This is a genomic window from Dyadobacter sp. CY351 (genome assembly GCF_021502625.1).
Lineage (GTDB): Bacteria > Bacteroidota > Bacteroidia > Cytophagales > Spirosomataceae > Dyadobacter > Dyadobacter chenhuakuii.
On sequence record NZ_JAKFFU010000004.1, the window covers coordinates 549,302 to 560,604 of the forward strand.

At 46.2% G+C, this 11,303-nt stretch carries 9 protein-coding genes and 1 pseudogene; 3 read left to right on the plus strand and 7 right to left on the minus strand.

Annotated features, from left to right (window positions below):
* Nucleotides 1-289 precede the first annotated feature (289 nt).
* Together L0660_RS11490 and L0660_RS11495 are read right to left on the minus strand one after the other, a co-directional pair.
* Nucleotides 290-2,680 carry an FtsX-like permease family protein gene (locus tag L0660_RS11490; RefSeq protein WP_235159579.1) on the minus strand — a complete coding sequence of 797 codons (2,391 nt, stop codon included), beginning with the start codon at nt 2,678-2,680 and terminating at the stop codon, nt 290-292.
* Nucleotides 2,681-2,843: 163 nt separating this feature from the next.
* The gene (locus L0660_RS11495) at nt 2,844-3,488 is read right to left on the minus strand and encodes a hypothetical protein (protein WP_235159580.1); all 645 of its coding nucleotides are present in this window, start codon (nt 3,486-3,488) and stop codon (nt 2,844-2,846) included.
* A gap of 238 nt (nt 3,489-3,726) precedes the next feature.
* Here L0660_RS11495 and L0660_RS11500 point away from each other — a divergent pair, with 238 nt between their 5' ends.
* Nucleotides 3,727-4,293, plus strand: a complete 567-nt coding sequence (locus tag L0660_RS11500; protein WP_235159581.1) for a hypothetical protein — start codon at nt 3,727-3,729, stop codon at nt 4,291-4,293.
* Nucleotides 4,294-4,434: 141 nt separating this feature from the next.
* Complete coding sequence (locus tag L0660_RS11505) at nt 4,435-4,854, plus strand: BLUF domain-containing protein (RefSeq protein WP_235159582.1); 420 nt, start codon at nt 4,435-4,437, stop codon at nt 4,852-4,854.
* Between the two features lie 18 nt (nt 4,855-4,872).
* Here the strand turns inward: L0660_RS11505 and L0660_RS11510 are convergent, their stop codons facing one another.
* From L0660_RS11510 to L0660_RS11530, 5 genes and pseudogenes are all read right to left on the minus strand, one after another.
* On the minus strand, nt 4,873-5,070 hold the full coding sequence (locus L0660_RS11510) for a hypothetical protein (RefSeq protein ID WP_235159583.1): 198 nt from the start codon (nt 5,068-5,070) through the stop codon (nt 4,873-4,875).
* Between the two features lie 98 nt (nt 5,071-5,168).
* Nucleotides 5,169-6,038: a carboxypeptidase-like regulatory domain-containing protein gene (locus L0660_RS11515; protein ID WP_235159584.1), complete on the minus strand. Its 870-nt coding sequence runs from the start codon at nt 6,036-6,038 to the stop codon at nt 5,169-5,171.
* Nucleotides 6,039-6,051: 13 nt separating this feature from the next.
* Nucleotides 6,052-8,412, minus strand: coding sequence for an ABC transporter permease (locus L0660_RS11520; RefSeq protein WP_235159730.1), 2,361 nt, complete (start codon nt 8,410-8,412; stop codon nt 6,052-6,054).
* A gap of 96 nt (nt 8,413-8,508) precedes the next feature.
* Nucleotides 8,509-8,571 (minus strand): annotated as a pseudogene (locus tag L0660_RS26130) (hypothetical protein); the annotation flags it as partial.
* Between the two features lie 113 nt (nt 8,572-8,684).
* Nucleotides 8,685-9,023, minus strand: coding sequence for a PadR family transcriptional regulator (locus L0660_RS11530; protein ID WP_235159585.1), 339 nt, complete (start codon nt 9,021-9,023; stop codon nt 8,685-8,687).
* Nucleotides 9,024-9,289: 266 nt separating this feature from the next.
* On the opposite strand from L0660_RS11530, the gene L0660_RS11535 reads away from it, so the two are divergent.
* Complete coding sequence (locus L0660_RS11535; RefSeq protein ID WP_235159586.1) at nt 9,290-11,299, plus strand: TonB-dependent siderophore receptor; 2,010 nt, start codon at nt 9,290-9,292, stop codon at nt 11,297-11,299.
* Nucleotides 11,300-11,303: the final 4 nt, after the last annotated feature.

Consider the following 11,303-nt stretch of genomic DNA (forward strand, 5'->3'; position numbering starts at 1 on the left):
TGTTTACCGGCACGATCAAATGTCGGAAAAGAACAGTTTCAAGCATCATCAAAGCAATGGATCTGCTAGTGTAGCAGCATGCACTGCGAGCTTACAGCAAAATTAATCGCCTTTTTTATGTTTATGTGGCTTCAATGAAGGCGTGTTGCCGGGCGACTCCTTGTTATCCCTTTGACGCTTATCGGGCTCTTCGGTAGACTGGGCAGTTTTTTTAGGTCCTGGCTTGATTCCCATGGTTTATAGTATTTGGTGTACAATGCCGGGTTGTTAAAAATTTATGCCACAGAGTCTATTCGCTTCGTAAAGACTTCACTGGGTTCATTAAGGCGGCTCTGACACTTTGAAAGCTTACAGTGATCAGTGCAACGACAACTGTTGCCAAAAGTGCTAACAGAAAAACAAAAGGGTTAATCGATATCTTATATTCGAAATTTTTCAGCCAGCTATTCATTGCCCACCACCCGGCAGGTGCTGCAAGGACAAATGCAATGCCAATCAGTTGAATAAACTCCCAGCTGAAAAGCCAAAGGATACTCCCGACGCTGGCACCCAGTACCTTGCGAACGCCCACTTCTTTCGTGCGCTGAGTGACCATAAATAAGACAAGTCCATATAAGCCCATGCAACCGATGACCAAGGCGATGCCTGTGAAAAAGTTAATGAGCTTGCCCATGGTCTGCTCTTGCTGGTAAAATTCCTGAATCTGTTCATCGACAAATGCTGGTTCGAAAAAGCTGTCGGTATACACCTGATTGTAGGCCTTTTCTAATCGAGCCAGCACATGAGCGTAGTTGGCAGAGCGTAGTTGAATGTTTGCGGAGTAAAACCCAGAGGCGACAGTGGTCAGAAATAAGGGCTTGCTGCGCTGTTTGAGATCTGATTGGTTATAATCTTTTAAAACGCCTACAATCTCCAAAGGAGCAAAGCCAGCCTTATGCAAAACCTTGCCCACAACGTCCGTGGGTCGGGAGAATCCCAGCCGCTGCATGAATGTCTCGTTGATAAGGGCCTCTCGGGCTGTGTCCGAAGCCTGGAGATTACGACCAGCCATTAATTTTAAACCATATAAGCCCACATAGTCGGCATCAATCCAGGCTTGTTGTGGTCCGTATGGCTCCTCGCTGGGGCGGCCATCAAGGCGAACCCTGGTTTCGCTTCTCCAGCCCGACTGAGGAGGCCCGCCCATCGAGTAGCTAAACTGGCCTATCTCAGGTATGGCTGTTGCCAGGTTACGGAAAGCACGCATTTTAACCAGATCCTGCGCTGGAAGGTTTGGCAGGCTTACAGTTACAATGGCCTCTTTTCGAAAGCCCAGGTCTTTTCTCTGAACATACCGGAGCTGACTGCCTACGACTATCAAGCCGATAATGAGCATTTGTGATATGGCAAACTGCGCTACCACCAAACCACGCCTGAGATTGAAACCGCCTGCCTGCTGCGTGGTGAGCCGTCCTGTCAGGGCGACAACCGGGCGAAAACCAGCCAAAACCAGGGCCGGATATAAACCTGCCAGCAAAATAACCGCTATAACAAGTAAGGCCAGCCAACCCAATACCGAGGTAGAAAAGTAAAATGTGAACCGGAAGGGGCCATTCAGGAAAGTATTGGCTAGCGTCTGTCCGTACTGAAAGATGCCGATGGCCAGTGCCAGGGCAGCACAGACAATGAGCGCGGTTTCACCTATAAATTGCCAGAACAGCTGTGCTTTTGTGCTGCCCAACACTTTGCGTACGCCCACTTCGCGTGCACGGTTGAGTGCCTGCGCAGTGGCAAGATTAACAAAATTGATACTGGCAGTTCCTATCAGCAGTGCGGCAATCAATGTCAAAGACAGCAATAATCCCTTGCTTACGCCTCCATACTCAGCCGATAAGTGCATGGTGCTGAATGGTATGGCCGGGTAGGAGGTCTCCTTGATTTTAGCTGGATTATACTTTTTGACAAATGAGGGTAATTGCTCTTGCCAGTCTGCTGCCGTGAAATTGTCGTTAAACAATGCGTAACAGTGCGTGCTGCCGTTGGTATTATCAAAAGGCTGATCTTCTGGCCGGGAGCCTAGCTGCTCTTTAACAGATCCCCAGGCAGCCAGGATAGAATAATCCAGATCAGTATTGTCCTTGTAATCTGCAAATACGCCTACTACGCGTGCGGGAATGCGGGCATCCAGTCGAAGGGTCCGGCCTATAATGTTTGTGCTGGTACCAAAGCATTTGCGGGCCATTTCAGCACTGATAACCACAGTGCCCGGCTCGGCAAGAGCGTCGGGCCCGCCTGCTAACCAGGTGTAATCAAAAATGCTGAAATAGGAGGGCTGAACAAATGCGCCGTTATGATTTTTATCCTTTATTTTCTTATCTGCCTGCTTTGCAACAGGTATGCTTACCAGCGGTGAATACCACTCTTCCAGCATGGCAATATGTTCAATTTCAGGGTAGTCGTTTCGCGCCGCCTGACCGAACGGATACGGAATGCCCTGAATGTTGAACTCGCTGGTAGAGGAGGTAAACCGCGATGTAAACTGGTAGATCCGCTCGTAATTGCGGTGGTGACGATCGGTTTGATAATGATAGCGGACAAGTGCGAATATCAGCAATGCACAGCCTATGCCAAGTGCTAAACCAGTGATGTTAATGAATGCGTACGCGCGGTTTTTGCGCAAATTACGCCAGGCAATTTTCATATAGTTGAGCACCATCATATACCGCTAAATTATTGTCAGGTCTGTAAAGCTACTTTTCCCTTTACGGCCCAATTTTCATTCCACGAGGCAAAAAATGCCTTACAGCGGATTGGAGCGGCTATTTGATAGCATTGACTGTGCGATTTCGGACATCGGTGTGCGCTTAAAAAACGACAATGCCTCTTGAAAAGATGGTCTCGTCGGGATGTTTGTAAAAGACATACATGGGTTTCATCACGATGGTGTAGTCATCATAAATCCAGGTCATACTCTGGTCGGCTCCTGCTTTGGCGGCCTCAAAATCATATTTGTAGTGAAAACGGCTGGTATCCAGGTATGCGCTTTTTCCGGGAGGCACCAGGCGGAACGCATTATCAGCTCCCGAAGAGGTGACGACAACGGTTTTTTTGGTGTCATCCCAATTGAAGGTCATGTTGGTAGGCCTGGAAAACTTCATTTCGGTACTAAAAGCCTTTGCGGGCGGCGCGAACGGTGGATTCGTCCAGGCCGAGCCGGCGTAATAATGTACATAACCTATGTCGCCAGAACCACCGCTTGCCTGGAAGGTTACATAAACAGCATCGCGGTAGAGAACTTTGAGCGAGTCTGCCAGCACGTTGATGGTGTCTTGGCCGACAACCCGGTAAGCTTTTGATATGTAAAAAGGTACCGTTCTGATTTGACTATAAAACCTTTCTTTGTCAAATTCTTCGGCCACAACTTCTTTTTTTTCAACCGATTCGTCGGTGCAGGAACCGATGAAAAATGCACCCGACAGGATCAATGCAGAGAATAAGAGTTTCTTCATGGAATGAGTAGTTTATAGAATGGCTTCATCGCCTTCAATACAGACAAATGAAGCTGGCCAAACCGTTGCACTTTTTTTTAGTTTTTTATAAAAATCCATTGTCCGTAAAAATCAGCGACACTCTGTTAAAGCTGATTTTACTTATCGTTTACATTCTTTTACAGCTCATTAACAGCCTTGGGAATACAACCATTTAGCTTTGCCGAAGAGATTTATTCAAATTAAACCTGCCAAAAACATGAAAAAAATCATTTATGCGCTGCTTTTGCCACTGGTTGTAGTAAGCGGACTAGTATTTGCGAATCGTGAAATCAAAAATGAAGCTGCCAAAAAATCAACCGCAGGTCCACGCTCTGAAGCTGAAAGAAAAGCTTCGTTGAAAAAATGGGAGTCTACTCCGGATGCTATAAGATACGAAAAATGGAAAGTGTCCCCCGAAGGCAGAAAAGTGTATGCCGGTGAAGCTAAAATACGCAAACATATCAATGCTTTTACCGATATGACGGCTACCGTAACCGCTCTTTCTCTTCCCGCTGGCTCCCGATTGGGTTTTGGGGTGATGGTCAAAATTAATGATGAAGATTACATTCTTAGTTTTGGCGCCCAACCATCCGAGAAGAATTCTTTAAACGCTATTGCTCAGTCCCGGCAATTGCACACGCTGAAAGTCAACGACAAAATAAAGATACGAAGCCATAGTGTATCGCACGCACCCAAGTATTTGTATCCAATAATATCGGGCGATTATATAGAACGGGATGGTAAAATTATCTATAAACGTGCCGCTGGTAAAGGTGGTTGCTGATGAAAAAGAATATTTAAAAATTTTGTTTAATCCCCTTTAAAAACGAGGCTTTGGCACGTTTTTGTGATATATTGGTTGGTTATGTAACTGATAGTATATACGTTAAGACGAGCGTCTTGGCGTAGGGTTTAAATGATTTTAATGATGCATTCAATTGTATATCTGAGCTCATCAAGAGTGCTGCTGGATGAGAGAGAAATGGGAAATATTATAGAAAAAAGCCGTATAAATAATGCGGAGGCTAATATTACGGGGGTTTTGATTTATTGTAATGGCAGCATTATACAGGTTTTGGAAGGAGAGAAAGATGCCATACATTCCTTATTTGAAAAGATAAAGCGGGACGACCGCCATAATCAGGTAATCCCGCTTTTTCAAGGACCTGTAAGTGTCAGATCATTCGATAACTGGGCGATGGGCTATAGCACGCCCGCATCCCGTAATATGGATGAATTAAAAGATAAGCTTTCCTTTATTGAAGACCCATACACCCAAGTTAAAAGTGAGAATAAGATTTTCTCATTGCTTCAAGTTTTCTTTAAAAACAACCATCGGAATTAGATTGCGACTGATTCCTTTTTAAAAGATCACCTGATTTCCAGATTTGCCTTGCAGCCTCGTATTTCTGACGGCCGCGGGGCCTTTGAAACGGTACTGGACACCAACAATTTCGGTTGCCGGGTCGGTTATTATGGTTTTATATGCTTCCCGCCCGTTTACCAAAAACTGGATCTTGCGATCGGTGCACACCACTTTTAGTTTTACCCAATCATTCAAATTACAACGAATCTGCTTAGATTATCGTTTTGGCAACACAAGAACCCGTCAAAACGAATTTACAACTGGGATTTAGCGACGAAACCTGGCTTTATCTCTTACTCTACGCCTCCATTACCCGGTTTATAGGTTTCAAAACACATTGTAGGACTGAACTTGGACTTTGTTGGCAGAAAAGGCTCTTGGGGTGTATTTCGGATAAACATATAACCTTCCTTTCTGGATAGCGAGATCGTCAGTTTGTAACTTTCATCCCTTGCTTCTTCTTTTACCCATGCGTCCAGCCATTCAACGGCGACGACTATGTTCTCATCAATGACAAGATTATAAGGAGCTAAATCGACACTGACCCATTTCTGGCCTTTGTTGACATTAAAGAATATGTTTTCATTAATTAGTTCCGCCTTTAAATTGCCTGAGTAGCCCCCGGCCAAAGGCAGAATATGCAAGCGAAAGCGGACACTATCAAATTCACACGCATCCATGTGCATCTTAAACTTGGCCAGCTTTAACGGTAGCTCGTTGGTCTCAATAGCAACACCCCTGAGACGTCCTCGGGAACTCTTATAATCACCCCAGCCCGTGTATTGGCCGCTTGCTTTCTGATTTCCGATCGGGATTATTTCCCGTTTGCCTTGTGCAATCACTTCGTGGAGTTGCAGGGCGCCCGGGCTGAGTTTGATTTGATAGGCTGATTGCGAGATTTCCCGTTTTACAAATTTTACAGACGCATATCCCAGATAACTCACAATGATAGTATCTGTTGGTGCTGCCTTGTTTATGGCAATGTCAAAGCGCCCATCTGCATCTGTTATTCCCCCGATGCTTTTTGCTTTCACCCCTATGCTGGCATAAGGTAGCGGTTTTGCATTGACAGCATCCCTTACCGTTCCCTTAAAAGATTGGCCTACTAAGGTGATGGGCAGACTTATCAAAAAAGATAACACAATTAATTTGTTGGTGGTCATATCAGTTAAAATGTCACTCGGTTCTTAAAGCAGAAACAGGATTCAACCAGGCGGCTTTGATCGCCTGAGAGCTGACAGTGAGTAGTGCAATGGACGTTGTTACGACACCGGATATGGCGAAAATCCACCAACTTAAACCTGTATGGTATGCAAATGTGCCCAGCCAGCTGCTGAGAGCCCACCATGCCAGCGGAGAGGCAAGAATTAACGCGATCAGGATAAGTTTCAGAAAGTCAGAAGAAAGAAGACCGACAATATTTGCAGAACTTGCTCCGAGCACTTTTCGTACGCCAATTTCCTTCGTCCGCTGCTCGGCAGTAAATGCTGCGAGTCCAAATAGCCCCAGGCACGAAATCAGGATGGCAAGCACACCAAAATAATTGACAAGCGTATTGACCTGTTGTTCGCTCCGGTAAAGATTCTCATACTCATCATCCAGGAAATGATAGTCAAAAGGATAATCTGGATTGAACCGCTTAGCTAAATTTTTAAGCTCTGCAAGGGCTTGCTCTGTTTTCCCCGTCTGCGTTTTTACTAATAAATATCCTGAATTCTCAGGAATATAAGTCAGTACTAGCGGGGTGATCGCCTGGTGCAGCGAGATCATATGGAAGTCCTTCATAAGCCCGATTACACGCCCGGTGCCTTTCCAGAATTTGATCTCCTTGCCAACAGGATTTTTTTCGCCCATCAGCCGGGCCGTTGCCTCGTTGATCAGGTAGGCAGATGAATCCGCGGCGCTGCCAGCACGAAAGTCCCTGCCGTCGACGAGTTTAATGTTCATGGTTTTAACAAAATCAGCTCCAACCGTCATCGCCGTGACATTGGTTTCCAGGCTCGGATCTTTTCCCGGCCAGGATAAATCGCCCGATGTTGCCTGGATGTTGACTGGAAGCATAGCGGTCGTCGTCGCCGATGCTACGGCTGGTTGCCTGATTACTTCCTGCCTGAAAGCTTCCATTTTTTCGGGCTTGGCAAAATTGCCTTCCAGGGTCAGGTAAATAACGTTATTACGATCCAGACCCAGATTTTTGGTCCGTAAATACTGCATTTGCTTACTGACGGCAAGCATGCCGACAATCAAAAAAACGGATAAGGAAAATTGGAATGTAACCAGTATTTTTCGGAAGAGTGCCGGACCATTGCCAAACTGTATTTTGCCTTTCAGAATCGCAATTGGCCTTAATGCTGACAAAAACAACGCCGGATAGCTTCCTGCCAAAAGCCCTGTCAGCATTGTTAATGCTATAATCCCGGCCCAAATTGCCGGACTGGCCAGGTTTAGGGCCAATTGCTTTCCAAACAACTGGTTGAAACCAGGCAATGCTAACCACACGCCAGCCAGCGCCAGGACAACGGCCAGCACACTGGTGAGAACAGATTCACTTAAAAATTGCCCGATCAGCGAGGAGCGTAGTGCGCCAACCACTTTTCGCACACCTACCTCTTTGGCCCGTGTAGCAGAACGTGCTGTGGCAAGATTCATAAAATTAATGCAGGCAATAAGCAAAAGAAACGCTGCAACGACAGAAAACACCCGGACATATTCGATCCGCCCACCGACTGGCTTGCCCATTTTGTATTCACCATACAAATAAACGTCCGTTATCGGTTGAAGAATAGGCACGGTAGTGTTATCCTTGTCCGTATAGTGCTTGTAAATGCCTTTCATGCTCTGTTCGGCCTGGGCCTGGGTCGTATTTTGCCGCAGCCGGACGTATGTTAAAAAAGAGCTGTTACCCCAGGTTTTTTGCCAGGGTTGTTCCTGCTCCTTCCAGTTTACCACCCAGGCAAATTTCAAAGTCGAATTGTCTGGCAAATCCTTTAACACAGCACCGACGACATAGAATTTTTCATTATTGAGCTGCAGTGTTTTTCCAAGTGCCTCTGTATTGGGAAAATATTTATCAGCCATTTTTTCTGTAATGACAATCTGGTTGGTTTGCGCAAGCGCCATGCGGGGGTTGCCTTTCAAAACAGGCAATTCGAATACGCCAAAAAAGTCGTTGGTTGCATAATATCCGTTCTCCTTGGCACTTTTTTCTCCGACCTTAACCAGCAGCTCCGCCCAGGCATTGACCTTTGTGGCTGCGGCAACTTCGGGTATGTCTTTGGAAAGCGCATCCTGTAATGGTCCGGGTGTGACTTCACCCGTGCCGACTTCTCCCGTATTTCGGTTGGTCGAATTGGTCCGCACAAAAAAGACGTTTTCCGCATCCGTAATGAAGCGATTATAACTAAGCTCATCCTGAACCCACAAACCAATCATGATCGCGCAGGCCATACCCAGGGCCAGCCCAAAGACATTGATGGCTGTGTACATTTTATTCTTGGCAAGATTGCGCCGGGCGGTGGTAAAATAGGATTGAAGCATATCGGTAAGGGATGGATTTGGGTATTTCGAAGTTGCTTTACGCTTGTAAAAGAACGGTGTCAGACAGTGCAATACGGCCGATATGTAACCCCGGCGAGCGCGGGACAGTCCGTTCGTTTCCACTTGTTTATAGAAAACTTCATGCAAGTCGCCCTGCACAAATTCTAGCAGGTGCGGCTATGAACCATTCGAGAAGCTTGTCGGCCCAGCGGGGAGGTTGGGCTTTCGGTTGCTGATTTTGAGGCTTTCGGGTCACGTTGTGATGAGCTATGTTACTGGCCTAATAACTTAAATTTTCCTTCCGGAATGGCTTGCCAGAGATTTTCTCGCATTGTCCGGATTTCAGATAGTACAGTGGCGCCAGCCGCCGTCAGCGCAAAAAAGCGCTTTCGTCTTCCGCCCCGGTCCGTTGTAGCGCCTCCGACAGAAGAGGATAGGAAACCCTTTTCCTCGAGTCTATACAATGTTGTATGAACAGCACCGATGGTAAAGCTGCGGCCCGCATGCAATTGAAGTTGTTCCATCACAGGAACCCCATACATTTGCTCGGTGCTTGCGGCTACCACAAGGAGCACCAGTTCTTCCAATTCTCCCAGGATTGTTTTCTTCATAAAAGTCGGCGTCCTGATTATATACAATAAGTTAAATCAAATCTCGTGCCCAGATACTAATGTGCCCATTTACTGGAAGTTATGAGATTGGATGGCTGGTATATTGTTCAAAAATGGACAGGTTGTCGTTCATCGATGGACATATGCAAAGGCTTATTGTCTAACACTTACAGGATTGACTTAATGATTCCTTAATTTATCAATTGAATTTAACCAGCAGAGAACGCCTAGATTTGATGTGAATTCAATATCGACACATCACGTCTATGAAAATAATCTACGGTCTTATTCTTTTAAGTATTCCAGCATACGGACAGAAGAATGATTCGCTTCGGACCGAATTATTAAGTCAGGTTAACATTACGGCCAGCCGGGCCAATGAAAAAACATTTCAAACGGCTGGCTCTATCTCCGTTTTTTCTTCTAAAAGTTTTCAGACATATCAGCCCCGTACAACGCCGGAAGCCCTGATGGGGACCACCGGCGTTTTTGTGCAAAAAACCACGCACGGAGCGGGATCGCCTTTTTTACGCGGATTAACCGGAAATCAGACGCTCATTTTAATAGACGGAATCCGGCTGAACAACAGCACATTTCGCTATGGCCCCAACCAGTACCTGAATACCATTGATCCTTTTAGTATCGATAAAATGGAGGTTTTACGCGGAGGTGGTTCGGTAGCTTATGGCTCGGATGCATTAGGTGGCACCCTTCAATTATTGACTGCGACTCCTGCATTTTCCGAAAAGATATCTGTCCATGGCAAAGCAGTAGCGCGCTACGCGACGGGTAATATGGAAAAGACATTACGGGCAGGGGTCGAGCTCTCGGGCGTGCGTGCTGCATTCTCGGGCGGCATCAGCATCCGTAATTTTGGAGATCTGATAGGTGGAGATACTACCGGCAAACAAACGCCGAGTGGCTACAAAGACCGGGCCTTTGATGCGAAACTGCTTTTGAAACTCACTGATTCGTGGACGCTGACCCTGGCACATCAATCGGTTTCTCAAAAACACGTGCCGCTATACTATCGTTACAAGCTCGAAAACTTTGCCTTGAATGAATTTGATCCGCAAAGACGGTCTTTAAGCTATGTTAAATTAAAAGGCAATACATCCAGTAAATGGGCATCCGAATTATCATTGACCGGCTCTTTCCAATCGACTAATGAAGGTCGGCTCAGCCGAAAAAATGGCAGTAACAGTTTGCGCACAGAGGCTGATAAAGTGCAAACCACCGGACTGATCTTCAATGTAATCTCGGATATTACGCCTTTCTGGAACGCCAGTTCCGGAATAGAAATCTACAATGATGTTGTCAGGAGCAGTAAGACCGATCAAATAGCAGATGCCGCGCCAATGACCAGCCGCGGGCTCTATCCTGATGATAGCAAATACCTGAATTATGCCGTTTATTCACTTCATCAGGTAAAGCTGGATGACTGGCGGTTTTCGTTTGGCGGGCGCTTTAATGGTTTTAATATAAAAGTTGCCGACGAAGCGCTGGGTAGCGTTTCTGTCAAGCCGCACGCACTTGTCGGAAATGCTTCTATCTCTTATCTGCCTGGCGAAAATTCCAATTTTTACACGTCCTTCCACTCTGGTTTCAGGGCACCGAATATTGATGATATGGGAACGCTGGGAATCGTCGATTTCCGCTACGAGTTACCTGCATACGATCTCAAGCCCGAAACATCCTACAATTTTGAGGCGGGTTACAAATACCATTCTGGCGGGCTTGCATTGTGTGCCGGATTATTTCAAAACAATCTGCGCAACCTGATTACCCGCGTGAAAGTCGAAGGACAGAAAATAGATGGCATTGATGTGTACCGAAAGGAAAATGTGGAGCGTGCATACATTAGGGGCGGGGAGTTTGAGGCAGAATATGTCTTTGAAAACGATTGGAAAGTATACGGCTCAGCTGCTTATAATTTTGGTGAGAATGTAACTAAAAAGGAGCCGGTCCGTCGCATTCCGCCACTAAGCGGAAGGTTTGGACTGGAGTACCGCAATAATGGATGGTTTGCCCGTCCGGAAGCATGGTTTGCCGGGAAACAAACCAGGTTGGCAGCGGGAGACGCAGCAGATAACCGCATCCCAAAAGGAGGCACGCCGGGATGGTTAATAGTGAACTTTATGACGGGATACGAGACCAAACATTTTGCATTAAACGCTGTTGTACAGAATATTAGCAATGAAGATTACCGTACACACGGCTCAGGGATCAATGGCGTCGGCCGCAGTCTGTGGCTTACTTTGACCGGAAAATTTTAAAAAA